Origin of the sequence: Nonomuraea salmonea, from assembly GCF_042428605.1 — a bacterium.
Lineage (GTDB): Bacteria > Actinomycetota > Actinomycetes > Streptosporangiales > Streptosporangiaceae > Nonomuraea > Nonomuraea salmonea.
This window is the reverse complement of record NZ_JBHMCF010000007.1, coordinates 1-19,749: the sequence shown is the minus strand read 5'-3', so window position 1 is coordinate 19,749 and position 19,749 is coordinate 1. Positions and strand designations below refer to the sequence as shown.

21 protein-coding genes are annotated in these 19,749 nt (G+C 71.4%); 10 read left to right on the top strand and 11 right to left on the bottom strand.

Going from position 1 to position 19,749, the window contains the following annotated elements; all coding sequences use genetic code 11:
- Positions 1–5: 5 nt before the first annotated feature.
- From ACFFR3_RS06860 to ACFFR3_RS06850, 3 genes are read left to right on the top strand one after another with little or no spacing between them, the layout of a single operon-like run.
- Positions 6–515 (top strand): ArsR/SmtB family transcription factor, encoded by a 510-nt coding sequence (locus tag ACFFR3_RS06860; RefSeq protein ID WP_364385119.1) that lies wholly within the window; start codon positions 6–8, stop codon positions 513–515.
- A complete protein-coding gene (locus tag ACFFR3_RS06855; RefSeq protein ID WP_379482782.1) occupies positions 512–1,636 on the top strand; it encodes an MFS transporter in 1,125 nt (374 codons plus the stop codon). The genes ACFFR3_RS06860 and ACFFR3_RS06855 overlap by 4 nt, the downstream gene beginning before the upstream one ends.
- Positions 1,617–2,831: an aminopeptidase gene (locus ACFFR3_RS06850; protein WP_345405262.1), complete on the top strand. Its 1,215-nt coding sequence runs from the start codon at positions 1,617–1,619 to the stop codon at positions 2,829–2,831. Before ACFFR3_RS06855 ends, ACFFR3_RS06850 begins: the two co-directional genes overlap by 20 nt.
- A 41-nt stretch (positions 2,832–2,872) precedes the next feature.
- On the opposite strand, the gene ACFFR3_RS06845 is transcribed toward ACFFR3_RS06850, so the two are convergent.
- Positions 2,873–3,223: a hypothetical protein gene (locus ACFFR3_RS06845; RefSeq protein WP_364385128.1), complete on the bottom strand. Its 351-nt coding sequence runs from the start codon at positions 3,221–3,223 to the stop codon at positions 2,873–2,875.
- 179 nt (positions 3,224–3,402) lie between these two features.
- Between ACFFR3_RS06845 and ACFFR3_RS06840 the strand changes: the two genes are divergently transcribed.
- From ACFFR3_RS06840 to ACFFR3_RS06820, 5 genes are all read left to right on the top strand, one after another.
- The gene (locus ACFFR3_RS06840) at positions 3,403–7,326 is read left to right on the top strand and encodes an nSTAND1 domain-containing NTPase (RefSeq protein WP_379482781.1); all 3,924 of its coding nucleotides are present in this window, start codon (positions 3,403–3,405) and stop codon (positions 7,324–7,326) included.
- Positions 7,327–7,479: 153 nt separating this feature from the next.
- The gene (locus ACFFR3_RS06835; protein ID WP_345405255.1) at positions 7,480–7,848 is read left to right on the top strand and encodes an ArsR/SmtB family transcription factor; all 369 of its coding nucleotides are present in this window, start codon (positions 7,480–7,482) and stop codon (positions 7,846–7,848) included.
- Positions 7,845–8,528: a cation efflux transmembrane domain-containing protein gene (locus ACFFR3_RS06830; protein ID WP_345405252.1), complete on the top strand. Its 684-nt coding sequence runs from the start codon at positions 7,845–7,847 to the stop codon at positions 8,526–8,528. The genes ACFFR3_RS06835 and ACFFR3_RS06830 overlap by 4 nt, the downstream gene beginning before the upstream one ends.
- A gap of 233 nt (positions 8,529–8,761) precedes the next feature.
- Positions 8,762–9,313: a TetR/AcrR family transcriptional regulator gene (locus tag ACFFR3_RS06825; RefSeq protein WP_364385140.1), complete on the top strand. Its 552-nt coding sequence runs from the start codon at positions 8,762–8,764 to the stop codon at positions 9,311–9,313.
- A complete protein-coding gene (locus ACFFR3_RS06820) occupies positions 9,297–9,698 on the top strand; it encodes a DUF5360 family protein (RefSeq protein WP_345405246.1) in 402 nt (133 codons plus the stop codon). Before ACFFR3_RS06825 ends, ACFFR3_RS06820 begins: the two co-directional genes overlap by 17 nt.
- A gap of 49 nt (positions 9,699–9,747) precedes the next feature.
- On the opposite strand, the gene ACFFR3_RS06815 is transcribed toward ACFFR3_RS06820, so the two are convergent.
- The gene (locus ACFFR3_RS06815; RefSeq protein ID WP_364385143.1) at positions 9,748–9,963 is read right to left on the bottom strand and encodes a hypothetical protein; all 216 of its coding nucleotides are present in this window, start codon (positions 9,961–9,963) and stop codon (positions 9,748–9,750) included.
- A gap of 376 nt (positions 9,964–10,339) precedes the next feature.
- Here ACFFR3_RS06815 and ACFFR3_RS06810 point away from each other — a divergent pair, with 376 nt between their 5' ends.
- A complete protein-coding gene (locus ACFFR3_RS06810; protein ID WP_379482780.1) occupies positions 10,340–12,583 on the top strand; it encodes an ATP-binding protein in 2,244 nt (747 codons plus the stop codon).
- Between the two features lie 3 nt (positions 12,584–12,586).
- Here the strand turns inward: ACFFR3_RS06810 and ACFFR3_RS06805 are convergent, their stop codons facing one another.
- From ACFFR3_RS06805 to ACFFR3_RS06790, 4 genes are all read right to left on the bottom strand, one after another.
- A complete protein-coding gene (locus tag ACFFR3_RS06805; protein WP_364385149.1) occupies positions 12,587–13,252 on the bottom strand; it encodes an MOSC domain-containing protein in 666 nt (221 codons plus the stop codon).
- 222 nt (positions 13,253–13,474) lie between these two features.
- Positions 13,475–14,038, bottom strand: coding sequence for a GyrI-like domain-containing protein (locus ACFFR3_RS06800; protein ID WP_345405231.1), 564 nt, complete (start codon positions 14,036–14,038; stop codon positions 13,475–13,477).
- A complete protein-coding gene (locus ACFFR3_RS06795) occupies positions 14,035–14,484 on the bottom strand; it encodes a MerR family transcriptional regulator (protein WP_364385153.1) in 450 nt (149 codons plus the stop codon). The genes ACFFR3_RS06800 and ACFFR3_RS06795 overlap by 4 nt, the downstream gene beginning before the upstream one ends.
- Positions 14,485–14,662: 178 nt before the next feature.
- Positions 14,663–15,214 (bottom strand): DinB family protein, encoded by a 552-nt coding sequence (locus ACFFR3_RS06790; RefSeq protein WP_355424676.1) that lies wholly within the window; start codon positions 15,212–15,214, stop codon positions 14,663–14,665.
- Between the two features lie 726 nt (positions 15,215–15,940).
- Here ACFFR3_RS06790 and ACFFR3_RS06785 point away from each other — a divergent pair.
- Entirely contained in the window at positions 15,941–16,348 is a 408-nt protein-coding gene (locus tag ACFFR3_RS06785; RefSeq protein WP_345405224.1) for an ACT domain-containing protein, read from the top strand.
- Between the two features lie 2 nt (positions 16,349–16,350).
- Here the strand turns inward: ACFFR3_RS06785 and ACFFR3_RS06780 are convergent, their stop codons facing one another.
- The 5 genes from ACFFR3_RS06780 to ACFFR3_RS06760 all read right to left on the bottom strand — a co-directional run bounded on the left by ACFFR3_RS06780 (position 16,351) and on the right by ACFFR3_RS06760 (position 19,578).
- Positions 16,351–16,560: a hypothetical protein gene (locus ACFFR3_RS06780; RefSeq protein ID WP_379482779.1), complete on the bottom strand. Its 210-nt coding sequence runs from the start codon at positions 16,558–16,560 to the stop codon at positions 16,351–16,353.
- Between the two features lie 219 nt (positions 16,561–16,779).
- Positions 16,780–17,514 (bottom strand): GOLPH3/VPS74 family protein, encoded by a 735-nt coding sequence (locus ACFFR3_RS06775; protein ID WP_345405222.1) that lies wholly within the window; start codon positions 17,512–17,514, stop codon positions 16,780–16,782.
- Entirely contained in the window at positions 17,511–17,663 is a 153-nt protein-coding gene (locus tag ACFFR3_RS06770; RefSeq protein WP_355424685.1) for a hypothetical protein, read from the bottom strand. Before ACFFR3_RS06770 ends, ACFFR3_RS06775 begins: the two co-directional genes overlap by 4 nt.
- Before the next feature lie 257 nt (positions 17,664–17,920).
- Positions 17,921–18,640 carry an ABC transporter permease gene (locus ACFFR3_RS06765; RefSeq protein ID WP_379482778.1) on the bottom strand — a complete coding sequence of 240 codons (720 nt, stop codon included), beginning with the start codon at positions 18,638–18,640 and terminating at the stop codon, positions 17,921–17,923.
- Positions 18,641–18,687: 47 nt separating this feature from the next.
- Positions 18,688–19,578, bottom strand: coding sequence for an ABC transporter ATP-binding protein (locus ACFFR3_RS06760; protein ID WP_379482777.1), 891 nt, complete (start codon positions 19,576–19,578; stop codon positions 18,688–18,690).
- Between the last annotated feature and the right edge of the window lie 171 nt (positions 19,579–19,749).

Sequence of the window (19,749 nt, the reverse complement as noted above, 5' to 3'; positions counted from 1 at the left end):
CCAATGTGTCTTCGGAAAATGACCTCGTCCCCCTGCGCGCCCTGGCCAACCCGCTGCGCATCCGCATCGTGTCGCTGCTCACCGGCGCGTCGATGTCGGCCACCGAGGTCGCCGACGAGCTCGGCATCGCGCACGCCTCGGCCAGCTACCACCTGCGCCAGCTGGCCAAGGCGGGTTTCCTCCAGCAGACGGACGAGCAGCCGCGGTCCGGCAAGGGCCGCCCGCAGCTGCGCTACCGCTATGACCCGTCCAGCGGCGAGCGGCTCGACCGGTCCGAAGGGCGGCAGCTCCTGTTCCAGGCGATGAGCTCCGACCTGGCCAGGCGCATGACGGAGACCGAGCGCCAGCGCACGTCCATGGACGCCGAGGTGTGGCTGCCCAGGCCCGTCTGGGAGGAGGTGGTCGGCCTGATCGACCAGGCCGTGGCGCTCGTGCACGACAAGGCAGGGCCGCCGCACGACGGCGTCAAGGTCAGCATGACCGCGATCCTGCTCGAACTCCGCGACGAGCGGTGATCGGGCGCCTGCTCGTCTGCACGGCCGGCGCGTTCCTGTCGATCGGACTGCTCATCCCGGCGGTTCCGCGCTACCTGGACGGCCCGCTGGGCCGGCAGCCCGGCATGGTGGGCGTCTCGCTGGCCGTCACCGCGGCGGCGGGGGTGCTCGCCCGCCCGCTCGCCGGACGGGTGGCCGACAGGCTCGGACGGCGCGCGGCCCTGTGCGCGGGGGCGCTGCTGCTGTCCGGTACGTCCCTCGCACTGCTCGCCGCCGGGGAGTTACCGCTGTTCCTCGTCCTGCGCGGCGTCGCCGGGGCCGGGGAGGCACTGGCGTACGTCGGTCTCGCCACGCTGGCCAGTGATCACCGGCGGTCCGGGGCGGCGATCAACCACTTCTCGGTCGTCGTCAACGCCGGCCTGCTCGCGGGGCCGGTCATCGCCGAGACGCTGTACGCCACGTGGGGGTTCGCCGCCGTCTGGACCACGGCCGCAGCCGCGGCGCTCGGCTCGGCGGCGGTCGGGCTCACCTTGCCGAAGACCGTGGTGAGCGCTGCCGAAAGCGCATCGGGAACCGGGCGGGCCCGCCTGTACCACCCGTCCGCGCTGCGACCCGGCTTCGCCTACCTGGCCTCCGTGTGGGGCTACACCGCCATCAGCGCCTTCCTCCCCCTGCACCTCGGCGGCGGCTCCGGCAACCTCCACTTCCTGGTCTACGGCGGCGTCCTCATCACCATCCGCCTGGCCGGACACCGCCGGCTGGCCACGACCTCCCCCGCGCGTCTGGCCGTCGCCTCCCTCCTGCTGTCCGGAGCGGGCACGCTCCTGCTCGCCGCCTGGCCATCCCCGGCGGGAACGTGGTGCGCGATCGCGCTGATAGGCGCCGGGCAGGGCCTCGGCCTGCCCGCCTTCCTCCGGCTGGCCGTGCACGACGTGCCCGCGGAGGAGCGCGGCTCAGCGGTGGCCACCACGACGGCCTTCTTCGACGTCGGTTTCCTCAGCGCCGCCCTGTCCCTCGGCGCCCTGGCCGACCGGTTCGGCCTGGCCGCCGGCTTCGCCGTGGCGGGCGTCGTGTCCGCCGCCGGAGCCCTGCTGTTCATGCCCGTACGCAAAGGAGCCCCCCTTGACCATTCCCGACGCTGACCTGGCCGGCTACGCGGACGTGGTGTTCGACGTGGCCGTCCCTCTCCTGGCGGACGACCGGGTGCTGATCAACGCGGAGATCGAGCATGCCCCGCTGGCCCGAGCGCTCGCCGAGGCCGCCTACACCAGAGGCGCCCGTTATGCCGACATCTGGTACTTCGACCCGTACGCCAAACGCTCCCGCGTCCAGCACGCCGAAACGGCGACTCTGGCCGAGGTGCCCGCGTGGCTCGACGCCCGCAACAACGAGGTGGCACGGCACGGCGGCATCATCGTCAACATCCGCGGCGCCGCCGCCCCCGACCTCCTGGCCGGGCTTGACCCGGTACGCGTCGGCCTGGACCGCATGCCGTCGCTCACCTCACGGCAGCGGCTCCAGCTCGGCAACCTGGTCCGCTGGACGATCATCCCGTACGCCACCCCCGAGTGGGCCCGTACCGTCTTCGGCGAACCCGACCAGGACCGGCTGTGGCGGCACCTGCGCCGCATCCTCCGCCTCGACGAGCCCGACCCGCGCGCGGCCTGGCGGCAGCGCGTCGCCGAGCTGCTCGACCGCGCCCGGCGGCTCACCGAGCTGCATCTGGACGCCGTACGGTTCGAGGGCCCCGGCACCGACCTGACCATCGGCCTGCTCCCGGACGCCCACTGGACCGCCGCCCGCCTGGAGGACGTCGAGGGCCGCCCGTTCCAGGCCAACCTGCCGACCGAGGAGGTGTTCACCACCCCCGACCACCGGCGCGTGGACGGGACGGTCCGCGCCACCCGGCCGCTGTCCCTCGACGGGACCGTCATCCGCGACCTGGAGCTGACGTTCGCCGGCGGCGTCGTGACCGAGGTCAGGGCGAGCGCCGGGGCCGACGTCGTCCGTACGCACCAGGCCACCGACGCGGGGGCGGCCCGGCTGGGCGAGCTCGCCCTGGTCGATCGTTCGTCGCGGGTGGGCGAGAGCGGCGTCACGTACATGGAGACCCTCCTGGACGAGAACGCCACCTGCCACCTGGCCTGGGGCGCGGGGCTGCCGCCCGGCGTGCCCGCCGAGTTGCGTACGGACGATCCCGTACGGCTGGACGCGGCGGGCGTGAACACCTCGCGCGTGCACGTCGACTTCATGGTCGGCGGCCCGGACGTCACGGTCACCGGCCTCGGGCCGGGCGGGAAGGTGGTGCTGTTGCGCGACGACGTCTGGCAGTTCTGAGGCCCTGGGCGCCGGATGTCCGGCGCCCAGGGCGGGTCACGTCAGACGATCACGGTGTTGCAGCTCGGGACATAGCCGACCACGCCGGTGCGGAGGTTGCGGCCGTACTCCCAGACGGTGGTGGTCACGCCGTTGTCGCAGGTGTAGGAGGTGCCGTCCACCGCGCGGTGGATCTCCCAGCCCTGACCGGGATAGCCGAGGCCGACCCGGGTGGACTGGCCGTCGGCCCGAGCGAAGATCCTGACCCCGGGCACCCGGAAGTCGATGCCCGACCGCGCCTGCGCCGCGACCGCCGTCCCAGGAGCCGCCGCCGTGGCCGGCACGGCGAGTGCGCCGAAGCCGAGGGCCAGACCGAGGGCGAGGCCGCTGATGGTCTTGATCTGAGTACGCATGTCGTTGCCTTTCTGTTCCGGCGCCGCCGGGGTGGCGGCGTCCACGGCACCGATCGTGCGGCCCGCCACGGCCGGAGCAGGAGGGGTTTCCCGTCGCCTCGCACCCGGGGTGGTCAGGGAAACCCGGACGGATCATCACAAAGAGCAATCGACGAGATGCGTTGAGTAAAGTTCTGGGTGTGGAGATTCCTGGTGCCGTGCTGCGGCGGTTGCGGGTGGCGCGCGGGCTGTCGCTGAACGAGCTCGCACGGCTGACCCACTACACCAAGGGCTACCTCAGCAAGGTCGAGACCGGCGAGAAGGCGCTCTCGATCGGAGTCGCCCGCGCCTGCGACGCGGCGCTGCGGACCGGCGGCGAGCTGACCGACCTGGCCGAGGCGCTCGCCCCGCCCGGCGGCGGGTGCCCCTACCGGGGGCTGCGACCGTACGAACCGGAGGACGCCCGCTGGTTCTTCGGCCGCGACCGAGCCGTCGGCGCCCTGCTCGCACGCCTGGCCGACCCACCGCGCGGCCCGCTGATCGTCGTCGCCCCCTCAGGAGCGGGCAAGACCTCCCTGCTCCGAGCCGGTCTCCTGCCCGCCCTGCGCCGGGGAACGCTGCCCACACCCAGCTCCCGCACATGGCCGGTCATCGTGCTGACGCCCGGCGAGCACCCCGTAGCCACACTGCTGACCCGAATCGGCACGCTCATCGGCCACACCCCCGGCGAAGATCCTGCCGAAGACCCCGCCAAAGACCCCGCCAAAGACCCCGCCGAAGACCCCGCCGAAGATTTTGCTGACGATCCCGCCGTCCTCATCCGGTGGATCGCGGACGCGTTCAACGACCAGACCTGCGCCGCTGCCGCCCGCCGCCTGGTGCTGATCGTCGACCAGCTCGAGGAGATCTTCACGCTCTGCAGCGACGAGACCGAACGCCGTACCTTCCTTTCAGCGATCGACGCCCTGGCCGGTGCCGGCGCGCTGGTGGTCCTCGGACTGCGCGCCGACTTCTACGGCCACTGCCTCAGCCACCCCACCCTCCTGACCGCCCTGCGTGAAGCCCAGATCCCCCTCGGCCCCATGAACGTCGCCGAACTCCGCACCGCCATCACCGGCCCCGCCCACCAAGCCGGACTCACCGTCGAACCCGCACTGGTCGAACTCCTGCTCAGAGACATGGGCCTCCCAGCCACGATCGACGAACACGACAGCGTCCACGAGCCGGGCACGCTCCCCCTGCTCTCCCACGCCCTGCTCACCACCTGGCAACACCGCACAGGCGACACCCTCACCCTCGCCGGCTACCGCAAGACCGGCGGCATCACAGGCGCCGTCGCCGCCACCGCCGAACAGGTCTACACCGCCCTCGACCCCACCGCCCAGAACATCGCCCGCCGCCTGCTCCTGCACATGGTCCGCGTCGAGGAAACCGGCGCAGAAACCCGCCGCCCCATCGACATCAGCACACTGCCACCCGCCCACTTCCCACCCGCCCCCACCGCACAGGTGATCGACGCCTTCACCACCGCCCGCCTCCTCACCCTCACCGACGACTCCGCCCGACTCGCCCACGAAGCCCTCCTGCGAGCCTGGCCCAGACTCCGCGAATGGATCCACGCCGACCGCGCGGGACTGCGTACCCACCGACGCCTAGCCGAGACGGCCTCGGCCTGGGACCGCGAGGCCCGTGACCCGTCACTGCTCTACCGGGGCACACGCCTGCGGACCGCCCTCGACTGGGCCGCCGCGAACCGCGCCGCCCTCACGACCACCGAGCAGGAGTTCCTGGACGCGTGCCAGGCAGCGCAGGCGGCGGAACAGGCCACGGCCCGCCGTCATGCCCGCCTCCGGCGGAAGGCGTTCGCCGGGCTCGCCGTGCTCCTGGTAGCGGCGCTGACCTCGACGGTCTTCGCGGTGAACGCCGCCCGTACCGCCGAGCAGCGGCTCGTTCTGGCGCAGAAGGAGAAGAACCTCAACCTGTCACACAGCCTCGCCGTGCAGAGCGAGAGCCTGCTGGACCGCGACTCCACCGTCGCCCAGCTGCTGGCGGTGGCCGCCCACCGCATCGCGCCGACCGCCGCCGCCCGGCGGGCCATGCTGAACGCGCTGGCCCACCCTGCCCGCGGGGAGCTCATCGGCCACAGCGAACCGGTGGTGAGGTCGGTTTTCAGCCCCGACGGCCGCCTGCTGGCCTCCGCCGGTTTCGACGGCACCGTACTGCTGTGGGACGTCACCACCCGCCGCCAGACCGGCCGACTCACCAGCCATCACCATGGGCTCTACACCACGGCCTTCAGCCCTGACGGACGCCTCCTCGTCACCGCCGGCGCCAGCAGCACCGTACGGCTCTGGGACGTCACCACCCGCCGCCAGGTCGCCGAACTCGCCGGCCACCAAGGCTCCGTCCACGCCACCGACTTCAGCCCGGACGGACGCCTGCTGGCCACCGCCGGATTCGACGGCACCGTGCGCCTGTGGGACGTGGCCGACCACCGCCAGGTTGGCGAACTCACCGGCCACCGGGACGCCGTCTACGCGGCGGACTTCAGCCCCGACGGACGTCTCCTGGTCACCGGCGGAGCCGACAAGACCGTACGGCTGTGGAACGTCGCCGACCGCCGGCAGGTCGGCGAGCCGCTCGCCCGTCACGATCACGCGGTGCCCGATGTGGACTTCAGCCCGGACGGCCGGCTGATCGCCGTCGTGGCGGACGACAGGACGGTACGCCTGTGGGCCGCGGCCACCCGCCGCCCGGCGGGCGCGCCCCTGACCGGCCGCCCTGATCACCGGATCGACACGGTCACCTTCAGCCCCGACGGCCGGACCCTGGTCGGCGGGGGGCGCGGAGGTGGCGGGGCCCTGCTGGCGTGGGACGTGGCCACCCGCCATCAGATCGGCGCGCCCCTCCTGGGCCATGCCGACTGGGTCGCCGATGTGGAGTTCAGTCCGGACGGGCGGCTCCTGGTCAGCAGCTCCTCTCACGGTGACAACACCGTACGGCTGTGGGACATGGCCACGCACCGGCCGCTCGGCCCGCCGATCGACCGCGAGGCCGGGGCGGTCCAGGCCGTGGCGTTCAGCCCGGACGGCCGGGTCCTGGCCACAGGCGTGACCGATCAGGACGAACAGCACGGGGCCGTGCGGCTGTGGGACGCCCGCACCCGCCATCCGCTCGGACCGCCGCTCACGGGGCATCTCAGTCCGGTCACCGAACTGCGGTTCAGCCCGGACGGCCGCACGCTGGTCAGCACCGACACCGCCGCACCTGTGCGGTTGTGGGACGTCCGCGCCCGCCGTCCCGCGGCCGTCCTGAAGGAGGTGTACGGGGATGAGGCGGCCTTCAGCCCCGACGGCCGCCTGCTCGCCACCGCCAGGACCGGCATCGTCGAGGGCTACGAGCGCGCCCAGATACCCAACGTGCAACTGCTGGACGTGGCGACCCGCCGCCCGCTCGGCGCACCGCTGCTCGACCGCACCCAAGGGCTGGTCGACCTGGAGTTCAGCCCGGACGGCCGCACCCTCGCCGTCGCCGGCGAGCAGACCTTCGACAGGGAGACCGGCGTCACGCGTAACCAGGTCGAGTTCTACGACGTGGCCACCCGGCGGCCTGCGGGCGCTCCCCTGATCGGCCACACCGGCGCCCTGACCGACATCGAGTTCGCCCCCGAAGGGCACATCCTGGCCAGCGCAGGCACCGACAAGATGGTACGGCTCTGGGACGTGGCGACCCGCCGTCAGATCGGCGTCCCGCTGAGCGGTCACGACGAGGAGGTGACGGACGTGGCGTTCGCGCCGGACGGCCGGCTGGCCAGCGCCGACGTCGGCGGGACGATCAGGTTGTGGGACGTCGCCACCCACCGCCCGATCGGCGCTCCGCTGACCGCCTCCGACCTCGCCCTCCGCACGCTGGCCTTCAACCCGGACGGCCGCACGCTGGCCGCCGCCGGCGACGACGGCGACACCCGGCTCTGGGACGTGGCGCTCCCGCCCGACCTCGCCGGGGCACTCTGCACGATCGCCAGCCGCGCGCGCCCCCAACTCACCCCGGCCGAATGGCGGCAGTACCTCCCCCACGAACCGATCCGCCCGATATGCCAAGCGCGCTCCATGATGAGCAAGTGATCGATCACTACCGCGCTCTCTTCCAGCAGCACCAGTGGATGCCCTGTCATCGTGCTCGACGCCCCTGCCATCTACGGCCGTTGAGCCCCCGGTGGGGGTGCCTGTCGAAGCGGTCGTCTGTTCAGCATCACGCTATCGGGCTATCATCGCCGTATGGCGATTGATAGCGAGGCCGGTTTCTGCGTCAGTGCCGACATCGCCGCCGGGGTTCCTCCGGCGGCCGCGCTGTTCCACTCGCTGGCCGATCAGAACCGGCTGCGCATCGTGCAGCGCCTGGCGCGCGGCGAGGCGCGCGTGGTGGATCTGGTGACCGAGCTGGGGCTGGCGCAGTCCACCGTGTCCAAGCACCTGGCCTGCCTGCGTGACTGCGACCTGGTCGACTATCGCGCAGAAGGCCGCCAGTCCTTCTACAGCCTGACCCGGCCCGAGCTGATGGACCTGCTCGCCGCCGCCGAGCAGCTCCTCGCCGCCACCGGCCACGCGGTCAGGCTCCGCCCCACGACACCGGACGTGGTGGCATGACCTCCATCGACCTGCTGACCCCCGCCCGGCGCACGGTGCTGCGGCGGCGGATCCGGCTGCTGGTCGCGGCCACCATCACGTACAACGTGATCGAAGCGGCGGTCGCCGTCACCGCCGGCACGATCGCCTCCTCCGCCGCCCTGATCGGCTTCGGCCTGGACTCGCTGGTCGAGGTGGCCTCCGCCGCCGCGGTGGCCTGGCAGTTCGCCGCCGCCGACCACGAGCAGCGGGAACGTACGGCGCTGCGCGTCATCGCCGTTTCGTTCTTCGCGCTCGCCGCGTACATCACCTTCGACGCCGTACGCGCCCTCCTCGGCGACGGCCAGGCCGAACACTCGGCCCCCGGCCTCATCCTGGCCGCCCTCTCGCTGGTCGTCATGCCGTTCCTGTCGGCCGCGCAGCGCCGCGCCGGCCGCGAACTCGGCTCCGCCAGCGCCGTCGCCGACTCCAAGCAGACCCTGCTGTGCACGTACCTGTCGGGCGTCCTGCTGGTGGGGCTGGCGCTCAACAGCCTGTTCGGCTGGTCCTGGGCCGACCCGGTCGCCGCCCTCGTCATCGCCGCCGTCGCCGTCAAGGAAGGCCGCGAAGCCTGGCGCGGCGACGCCTGCTGCGCCCCGGCCACCGACCAGGCCGACGGATGCGGACCCACCTGCACCTGCCCCACATCCCCGGAAGCCTGACATGGCACTCTCCGCGCCGCCGCCCTGGTCACCACCAGAGCCCTACCCGCGGCGCGTGCACGGCGCCGCCTACCAGCGGTACGCCACACGGGTCGGCCGCTTGCCGCCCGGCATCGGCCGCCTGCCGGGTTAAGCAGACTCTGCCCATCATCCTCAGTTTGTGACGCCGTCATGGCATCACCTCTGTCGACGGCATGCTGAAACTGTACCGGCTGACCGGTATAGTTTCGGGCATGCCACGACCGAGCTCGAAGGACCGCCTCCTCGACGCCGCCGCCGACGTGCTGCTGTCGCAGGGGGCCGAGTCGCTCACCCTCGAAGCCGTCGCCACGCGGGCCGGGGTCTCCAAGGGCGGGCTGTTCTACCACTTCCCCACCAAACAGGCCCTGGTCGCCGCCATGGCCGACCGGTTGACCAGAGCGTTCGATGAGGCGCTCGCGCAGGCGGGCACCCGTCCGGGCGACTTCCTGCGCGCCTACGTCGAGGCCACCATCCCCGAACGACACACCACCGCCACCGCGCCCGCCGACCGTGTCACCGCGGCGCTGCTCGCCGTGCTGTTCGTGGACCCGGCGCAGTTGCAGCCGTTGCGTGAGCGGTTCGCCGCCTGGCAGGCCAGGCTCGTCGACGACGGCGTCGACCCGGCGGCGGCGACCGCCGTACGGCTGGCCGTGGACGGGTGGTGGGCCGCCAGGCTGCTCGGCCTCGGCTCGCCAGGACCTGACCTGCACGAGAAGACCCGCCGCTACCTGATGGAGGCCATCGACCGTGCTGCGCACGACTAAGGGCTTGATGCTCGCCACCGACGTCGGCTTCGTGGTCTATTTCGCCGTCACCGGCCTCGGGCTCATCCCACTGCAATGGGCGTTCGCCGACTACACCAACCCGCTGATGGTGGACTGGAACTGGTCCTTCCTCTGGATCGACCTGCTGGCCGGCGCGACCGGCCTGACCAGCCTGTGGCTCCTGCGCCGCGACCAGGCGAGCGGCCCGTCGCTGATGCTGGTCTCGCTGGTGCTGACCATGGCTTCGGGGCTCATGGCGATCGCGTTCTGGACGCTGCGGGGCGACTTCTCCCTCGCCTGGTGGATCCCGAACCTCTACCTCCTGCTCTTCCCCATCCCCGGGATCATCTCGCTGACGAGGCGACCCATGACGAGCGACGCCTGACGCGTACCGGCAAAACGCCGAACGGTGGATCGTGGAGCGCCAGGGCCGCTCATGATGCGGGAAGACGCTTCACAACGGGAGGCCGCATGACGACACCCGCCTCCGGGATGGCCGCACCGACCTTCTCGCGTCCGACATCGACCAGGTCCGGCGGCTCGTCCGCGGCCTCACCCGCGACCGCCGCCTGGCCGGCGCCCCCGCCGTCGATCTGACCGGCGCCCGCCGCAGGTGCCTGATCGGCGGCACGGCGATCTTCCTGTGCCACGACGGGCGCTTTCGATACGGATCTCCTCCGCTGCTCACGCCTGGGCGCTCTGGCCGTGACCGCGGGGACCATGCACAAGCCCGCCTTGAGGCCGGTGGCCAGGAACTTCTGGGAGATCGCGGTGGGTGTCACGGCACTCGAACGCCGCGCCACGGACGCGGCATCGAACTGAGCATCGTCGAACTCGATGGCGTTGCCATCGCGGCCACCGCCCAGCAGGCAGTCTCATACTGGCCGGAATCCCAACAGAGCAGCTAGAAGCCCTGCACGCCGCACTGTCGCGCGGCTGATGCGCCGGGGTCATGTCGATGGCGGCGACTCTCCCCACCCACGGCTGAGAGGTTAGGCTGCGTGGCGACATTACGGGGGGTGGGGCTTGGCGGAGGGGCTGCTCGAAGGGTACGGGCGCAAGTACGCCTCCGCGGTGCGCCTGGCGACGCTGGTGCCCATCTGTCTCATCGCGCCGTTCAGGGCGGCGCCCGGGCAGCTGGTCAGCACTCTGGTCGTGGTCGTCGCCGCGGCGGGGTGGACGTGCTGGTTCACGTGGTGGTTGCGGAACGGGCGGGGCAGCGCGCTGGTCGCCCTCGACGTCGCCGTCATGAACGGGCTGTTCTGCACCGTCTTCTGGACCGGCGCCGTGGACTCGCTGAACACGGGATGGCTGCGGCTGCTGGTCGACTTCGCCGTCGTGACGTACCAGTGGTACACCCCGCTGAGGGTGGGCGCGCCGGCCGCGGTCGGCGCCGTCGCCGGGCCGGTGGCGATCCTGCTGGCGGCGGGGGCGTGGGAGGTGGACTCCAGTCTGGCCACGGGGATCCTGCTGGCGCTGCCGGGTGCCACGGTCGGCAGGGTGGCGTGGATCTTCATGAACCGTACGGCCAGACGGGCCGAGGCGCTGGCGCGGGAGGCGCTGCGGGCGCGCGGCGAGGCGCTGCTGGCGGCCGGCGTACGCGCGGAGGAGCGCGAGCAGGTCAACTCGCTGCACGACACGGCGGCGACGACGTTGCTGATGGTGGGGCTCGGCCAGGTACGCTCCGGCGCCGGCTGGCTGGCCCCGCAGGCGCGGCGCGACCTGGCCCGGTTACGCGAGGCCGCCGGCCGGACCCCCGAGGAGGCCGACCTGGTGGAGCTGCTGCGCGCCGTGCCGGCCCTGACGCATCTCGCGGTGGACTTCGACGCTCCCGATCGGCTCCGCCTGCCGTACGAGGCCGCCAGGGCGATCAGCGACGCGGCGGGCGAGGCCCTCGCCAACGTACGCCGCCACTCGGGCACCGGCCGCGCGACCGTCCGGCTCAGCGGCGACGCGCGGGCGCTGCGGCTGGACGTCGCCGACGACGGGCGGGGGTTCGACCCGGACGGGGTGCCCGGCACGCGGCGCGGCCTGCGCGAGTCCGTCCACGCGAGGATGGAGCGCGCGGGCGGCACGGCCACGATCACCTCAGCCCCTGGTCAGGGGACGCGGGTCCGGCTCGAGTGGCGCAGCGCCGACCGGAGCGGCGCCGCGCAGGACGACCCCGTCGAGGCGTCGGCGCAGGCGCGGCTGGGGCGCGGACTGCGGATCACGACGCTGTTCGTCGCCCTGGCGGCCGTGTTCGGGATCGCGCTGCCCACCGTCATCCGCTACCTGCCCACCTATGAAGCGCCGGCGGCGCAGCTCGGCGCCTTCGCGATGATCGGGGTCGTGCTGCTCGCCGAGGCCGTGCTGATCGTGCGGGGACGGTCGTGGGGCCGGTGGCGGGGCCCGGTGATCGCGGTCGTGCTCGCGGTTTCCCTGGTGTCGTACGTCTCCCTGCCCGACGGGCGCACCTCGACCGGCGAGGACTGGATGTTCGCCGCCGCCACCTGGCCGGGACTCATCGTCGTGCTCGACCGCCCGCTGCGCTCGGCCCTGACGTTCATGGCGGCCCACGAACTGGTCGCGCTGTTCCACCTGGTGGTGCTCGAAGGGTCCACGTTCTTGACGCTGGCCCGTTTCGCGACCGGGTCCGTCACGGTGATCGGCTACCCGTTGTTCCTGGCCGTCCTGGCGACCGTGCTGCGTGACCTCGGCGCGGCGGCGGTGGCCGCGCGCAGGGAGATCGAGCAGGTACGCGTCGCGGACGCGGTCGCCGGTGAGTCGCATCGCCGCAGGCAGCAGCGCTTCGCGGAGCTGTCGGGCAGCACCGTACCGCTGCTGGAAGGACTCGCCGACGGCTCGCTCGACCCGCAGGACCCGCAGGTGCAGCGGCGCAGCGCCATCGAGGCGGCCCGCATGCGCCGCCTGTTCGCCGAGGCCGACGAGTCCGCCGACCCGCTCCTGCACGAGCTGCGCCACTGCATCGACGTGGCCGACCGCAAGGGCGTCGTGGTGGAGCTGGACACCCGCGGACAGTGGCCCACCCCTCCGGTGCCGGTCAGGAGAGACCTCACCGAAGCCGTCCTCGTCGGCCTCGCCACCGCCGCCACGCGTGCCCGCGTCACCGTTCTCGGCACCCCCGCCCTCGTCTCGGTCAGCGTGGTCGCCGACTGCGGCGCCGTCGACGTGCCGCCACCCGCCGCGCCCGGTGTCCAGGTCGAGACGTTGACCAGCGGCGACACCGCCTGGATGGAGGCCCAATGGCAACCGGCGGCGTCGCCTTGACGGTCACTCCTCCGGCGTCTGGGCGTTGACGCGCCGGAGGGCACGTCGCCGCTCCCCCTGCGGCAGCGCGTCGGCGGCCAGCAGCCGGGGCAGCAGGTGAGGTTCGGAGGTCATCGCCCGGAAGACGAGCTCGACGGTCACCTCATGGCCGGGGCGGTGGACGACCTCGACCAGGTCACCGGCGCTGATCTCGCCGGGCTCGATCACGCGCAGGTACGCGCCCGGCCGGGCGGCCTTCGTGAACCGCTTGACCCAGCCCTCCTGCTCCAGCCAGCCCTGGAAGGTGGAGCACGGGATGCGCGCGCAGGACACCTCCAGGACGACGTCCCGGCCGATCCGCCAGCGCTCGCCGATCAGGGCGCCGTTGACGTCAAGGCCCAGGGTGGTGAGGTTCTCCCCGAAGACGCCGTTGGGGAGCGTCCGCGCCAGCTCGGCCTCCCAGGTGTCGAGATCCTCGCGAGCGTACGCGTAGACGGCCTGGTCGACGCCACCGTGATGCTTCACGTCATGGACCCGGTCACCGGCGAGGCCGACCGCGCCGGTGCCCTTGGGGCCGGGAGCGGTGACGGCGACCGGGCCGTCGACCGGCCGCTTGTCGATGCCCGTCAGCCTCAGCCCCTTCCACGGGTTCGGACGGGGGTGGCCGATGTTGACCGAGAGCAGCTTCATGACAACGACGCTACGTGGCGTCGCCCGATGCGGGCCACGCGTTTTCCTCCGAGGTGCGGACGGCTCGTTGCAGGACGGCCCGGAGAGCCGATGATCCCGCGGATGCGGGCGGTGCAGGCGTCGGGCGACACATGGAACCGACCGGCGAACGTGAACGGGGTACTGCCGGGCCGTCTGCCCGCCTGACCGGGCAGACGGCCGCAGCCGTCTTCGGGCGGGCGGTCAGGCCGCGCGGACCGGGTGGCGAAGGATCGTGCGCATCCGTGCCGGGTCGGTCTCCTGGACGTCGGACAGGTAGATCTCGTGGTGCAAGCCGTTCATGACCAGCCCGGAGCGCTCCATGAACTCCTCCATCAGGGCCAGCGTTCTGGGTTCGTCCGCGTATGCGCCGCGGTGCAACGCCTGCACACACCGTCCCTCGGTGAAGGTGACGAGCTGGACGCGGGCGGCGGCGGGATCGTCGGCAGCCTGCCTGGCCTGGTCGAACCACTCATCAGCTACCGAGTCCGGCAGCCGCAGGAAGACGTGCCACCACCACTGTGCGCGCGGCACGTCAAGCGGCGGTCGTTCGTCCTCCACCCACCAGCGGCCCTCCAGCGGCGGCATCTTGAAGGGCGCGCCGCCCGCGGCGGCGATGCCCAGCAGAGGTCCGGCAACGCTGTACAGCGCCTGGATGCTCGTGATGTGCACCGTCCCGCCCGGCTCGCCCTGCCCGGTCACCGATAGGCCGCGTACCGGGCCGAATTCGACGAGTTCTGGGGAATCAGCAGCGGAATACCAGTTCATTCAGGGTCCTCCAGTTCGATCATCAGATGGGTCACCAGCTGCTCCGCCGGCGTGGTTGTCGGGTCGGAGACGTACACCTCGCGTAGCGGTCCGAGCGGCGTGTGCCCGTGATCGCCCAGCCACGCGAACAGAGCGTGTCCGGTGAGCGCGACCTGGTCATGGGGGGCCGATGTGGGTTGCCGAGGCGTACACGCCGCCCGGCAGGAGGTCGGGCCCGTCCCTGGCCTCGGCGGCCACTGCCACCTCGGCCCGCTGCGACAGGTCGAGGGGGACAGCCCGATCAGCAGCGCCTCGCGAGCCTGCCCCTGCCGGTAATGGCGGTAGCCGCTGTCCGGGTCGACGTGCGCCGGCACCAACAGCCCCAGCTCGTCGTAGTGCCTCAACCGCTTGACGCTGAGCCGACACAACCGAGCGAACCGCCCGATCGGCAGATATCCGTCGTTCACCCGACCAGCATGGACACTCCCGCAGGGGGAGAGTCCAGCCGCCCGTGCCTGCAGTCTGTTACGACTCGACCGGCGCCCCTCATGTGCCGGTCGCTCCAAGTCGAGGACGTGTCGAGGAAGGTCGAGGAGCCTGGCCGCCGACGCGCCGGCCGACGCCCTCTACACTCCGTTCACGCCGTCAGCGGCCGGTGTCCCGCCACTGGTAGAGGTCGCGCAGCAGGGCGATCTCGGCGCCGTGGTGGATCACTTCCTTGTTGACGTGCTGGACGATGATCTCCATGGGGTTCCGCTCGGGGCCGACCGCGGGCGGGTTCGCCAGGTCGGCGTCCGAGAGCTTGCGGACCCCCGCGTTCCATCTCCCGTACATCTCGTCGAGCTGCTTGAGCGCCTCCTCAGCGCGTCCCGCGTACGGAAACGTCTGGACGTCGATGTCCTCGCCGCCGAAGTGCCATCCGACCCGATAGCCCAGGCACGAGACGATGACGTGCGCCATCCGCCAGGCGATCGTGGTCACCGGCGCCGGCACCGGATCGGGGGACGCGTAGTCCATCGTCCACTCCCCCGCCCCCGCCGGCATCGGCGCGACCGACCTCCCCTGGGGCCGGATGCTCCAGCAGCCGCGTACCGGCTCCCAGAAGTACTCCTCATCGGTGAGACCGTCGAGGCGCGGCCGCAGGTTCTTGCGCCAGTGCCAATCCAGCTGCTCCGCGAGCCGCTCGCTTCTCGTCATCCGCGCACCCTATCGGCCTCCGGAGACAGCCTCGAAAGAGTCCTGCTTGCACTCCGCCCGGAGACGCCAAGCGTTTGGGCGCCAGCCCGCCCATCCGGTCAAGGTCGAAGAGCATGCGCCAGTGCCCCGTCCGTCCGCCCTCAGCGTCCAGGTGTGCGCAGACTTGCGCCGTGACCTGTACGTCCGGCATCGCCCGATGGCGACGCCGAGGCGGCTCGATCCGCAGACACCTGATGAGGTCATCGAGCCGGTGCGACGGCAGTTCCGGGTAGAGCGCGCGGGCCGGCCGTACGATGTCGAGCAGCGGGACACCCGCCAGGACCGGATAGTGCAGCCGCTGGTGCGGGCACCGCGGCCCCGACCTCCTCGGCCTGGCCCGGCGGGCCGCTTCAGCCGTACCTGCCGACCTGCCGCGCGCCGAGCCAGGCGAGGTAGGAGGCGTTCTTGGGATAGGTGACCGGGCTGCCGTCGTGGGGCCTGAACGGATGCCCCAAGCCCTTCAGGCATCGGTCGAGCAAGCCCCAGTGTGGCGAGGACAGCGGCAAACGGTAAGAACGTCCGCGCCGACGACTGAAAGACCATGAACGAACCCTCCGGCATCACAGCGTGAGACGGCACCGCCCGCACACTCGGCGCAGGGCCTCCAGCGCTGTGGCCGGAAACGCTCGCCGGGTGCCACCGCCACATGAACAGGCGGGGCGCCGGATCTCTGGTAGACACGCGTCCATGAGCTCGTTCACGACCCAGCACCTGCGAATCGTCTCTCCAGAGTTCGCCATCGAGCAGCTGCCACATACGGCGTCGCCCGAGGACGACTGGATCGTGCTTGTACGCGCGCCCGAAGGGCTGACCGTCGTCCGTGCGGTCCGGCCTCTGGAGTCGGGGGAACGATGGATCGGTTTCTACAGCGGTGCGTCAGCCCACGATCTGGACGTTCCCGGGATGCTGGTAGCGATCATCAAGCCGCTGGCAGAGGCGGAGATCCCGGTGTTCGTCGCCTCGACGTCCGACGCCGACCTGGTCCTGGTTCCACTCGAGAGACAACTGCAGGCCGTCACCGCCCTGGAGGAAGCCGGGCACCAGGTGCACAGTGGGGACGGCGAGGCCGGCGAACCTTTCCGGTCACCGCACTAGTGTCATCCGCCTGATATTCGTCGGCGATATTCGGCGAGGGATTCGAGGATCTCCTCGGCGGTCTTGGTCCAGACGAAGGGCTTGGGATCGGCGTTCCAGCGGTCCCTCCAGGCGCGGATGTCGTCCTCCAGCGCCTGGACGCTCCTGGGGAGGTGGCCGAACCAGCGCTCAACCTGGTCGATCCAGGAAGAGCCGGTCGGAGTGACATGCATGGGGAAACGGGGATCCCCTCAGCGGCGAGAAGACCACGTTCACTGCGATCTCACCTTCCTTCGGCCGACGTCGCCGCCCGTTCCCGTTCGAGACGGTTCGCCGTGTCCGGCCATCCCGAACTGCATGCCCTCGACGGTCCGGCCGGCGGCGGGGCTCGTTGCACCGTATCCCGCCCGTGAGGACGCGGTGATCCGGAACCCGCGCTATGCCACGGGACGCTAGCTGTTGCCGGCCGCAGTCGCGGCGGCCGACGCGCTCAGGGCAGCAGTGATGACGGCGATCGTCGCCTGGGTGACGGCCGCTCCTGCGGCGGCCGCGGCCCAGTTGCCGTTCTCGATCTCCTTCGCGCGGTGGATGACCGACGACGTCCACGGGATCTCGGGAACGAACTGATGCAGGTTGGCGCTCGCCGAGAGCAGCGCCGTGATCGCAGCGGTCCTGGCGTCGGGCTCGGTCCCGTCGACGAGCGTCGCGCGCACGCGGGCGAGCAGTTCCGAACGCCGTGCGCTCCCGAGATCGAGGACCTCCGACGGGATGAAACCGAGCACCTTCTTTCGCCTGCGTCGCAGATGCCCGTCGTCGACGAGCTTCCCGAGCACCTTGCCGCGCAGTTCCGGACCGATCGCCGCGATCACCGTCTGCACACCGCGCGGCTTCATGGCGAGGTAGTCCCACGCCGGGCGGAGGATGTCGTCGTGCGGGGCGTCGCCGCGTGCGGCGACGCGGCGGACGAGCCGGCCCGGCTCCTGCACCTCGGTGAGACCGCGGAGCATGAGGTCCGCCACGACAGCACCGCCCAGCACGTAGTACAGGACGTTCTCCCCCGCGATCGCGCCGGAGGACGGCTGATAGAGCAGCAGCAGCACGTCCTCGACGAGCAGCGGCTCGTCGATCGACCGCACGAGCGGCACGTCGTCCGCCCGATCGACCGGTGCCTGGTCCTCGTCGCTCATCGTTTCCTCTCAGCGGGAATGGTCGGGTCGGTGAACCGGGGGACGCCGGTGGTGTGCTCGGCGTTCTCGTCGAGCGGCGTCCAGGACTCGTACGTGGACTCCTCCCTGGGCAGGGGCCTGCCTGCGGCGACCGGCGAGTACGGCGACATCCGGTGTCTCCTTCCCTTCACCGTTGCCGCCGCTCCGGGACGCGATCGTGCCCGCCGCCGGAGCGGCTACTGCTCCGGCAGCCGTGACCCCCGCTGTCAGCCGCCTGAGTCTCCGGGGTCGCCCGGTCTTCGCCTCGGCGAAATCGTCACTGGGCATGAGTGGTCTCCTCATCGGTCCGCGGGTCGCTGCTCGGGTCGGGCGCTGGCCAGACGCCGGCCGGAACACGTCACGGTCACCGGCCCTGGTGCCATGCCGTTCAGCGGCGGGGTTCCCAGCGGAAGTAGCGGGTGGCCAGGGTGACGGCGATGGCGACCCAGGCGAGGGTGGGGGCGAGCAGGACGAGGGAGTCGCTGAGCGCGGCGCCACCGTTCCAGGCGTTCAGGACGAGTTCGGTGGCCGCACCGCCGGGCAGCAGGCGTTTGAGCGTGGCCAGGTCCTCGGTGCCGGTGATGCCGACCCAGCTTGCCACCGCGATCACGCCGAGGGTGACGGGCAGGATGGTGACCTGAGCGTGCTCGGGCGAGTTGGTCACACCGGCGGTGGCCAGGCCGAGGCCGATCATCATCGCCACCGTGACCAGCACGGCCACCGCCAGCAGCACGGCATTGTCCGGGCCTCCGGCGACCGCACCGAGCACGGTCATGATCCCCGCGACCTGGATCAGCGCGATCACGGTGACCGGCAACACCAGCCCGACCAGGATCTGCGCGTCGGCGGCGGCGGTGGAGCGCAGTCGCTTGAGGAACAGGTTCTGTCGTCGCGAGGCCAGCGTGGTCACCACTGTGGAGTACAGGCCGAACGCGCACACGGTGAACATCACGATCCCCGCGATGTAGCCGAGGGAGCCGAGTTGTGCGAACACCTCGTGCCGGTGGACGAAGAACGCACAGACCACGATCGGGATCACGAAGCTGGTGATCAGTACCGACCGGTTCCGGAAAATCTGGATCAGCTCACTGCGAGCGATCGAAAGCATGCCTACGGCGCTACCTCTCTGGGGAAAGCGGGCCGGCGAGAAAGCCGTCACTGGTTGTTGATCGCGCGGAAGACGTCATCGAGCCGGGTCGGCCCGGCTGCGAGCTCCCGCAGCTCTATCGCGTTGTCCTGTGCCCATCGCAGCAGGACGAACAGGTCTTTCTGCAGCTGGTGGGTCTCGATCAGGAACGTGCCACCGCTGTCGCGGCGGCCGGGCAGCGGCAGCGGCAGCGCGGCCGACGTCCCCGGCAGCTCGAACTGGATCACTGCGGGCAGCGTCCGCGTCAGCTCCGCCACGGTGCCCTCCCGGTGGAAGGTCCCCCGGTGCATCAACCCGATCCGGTCCGCGCGCTGCTGCGCCTCCTCCAGATAATGCGTGGTGAGCACGATCGTGGAGCCGTCCTCACGCAGCTTGTCCACCGCGTCCCACAGCGCATCCCGCGACTGGATGTCCAGCCCGGTCGTCGGCTCGTCCAGGAACACCAGCTCCGGTGTCCCCCACACCGCCGTCGCGAAGTCCAGCCGCCGCTTCTCCCCGCCCGAGAGCTGCGCCACCTTCGTGCGCGCCTTCCTTGTCAGGTCCACCATGCTCAGCACGCGCTCCAGCCGGTCCTGCCGCTGGGACAGCACGCCGATCAGCTCGATCGACTCCCGCACCGTCAGATCCGGGCTGAAGCCGCTCTCCTGCAGCATGATGCCCATCTTCGGGCGCACCGCCGCCCGAATCCGCGGGCTCTGGCCCAGCACCCGCACGGTCCCCGACGTCGGCGCCCGATGCCCTTCGATCGTCTCCAGCGTCGAGGTCTTACCCGCGCCGTTCGTCCCCAGCAACGCGTAGAACTCGCCCCGCCGCACCTGGAAGGACAGATCCCGCACCGCGTGGAAGTCCCCGTACGTCAGGTTCAACCGCTCAACATCGATCACTGCCGTGGAAGTCATACCTGACATCTCAGTGCCACCGCCCCGAGAACGGCAGTGCGACCACGTCACTGATCTGCGATGACATTCCGTCGGGTGAACACATGACACCACGTCACTGGTGCCGGACGTCGGGGGTATCACTCTAGGTGTGGAAATGATCACCAAACGTAGACGGAAGTCTGCAACGAT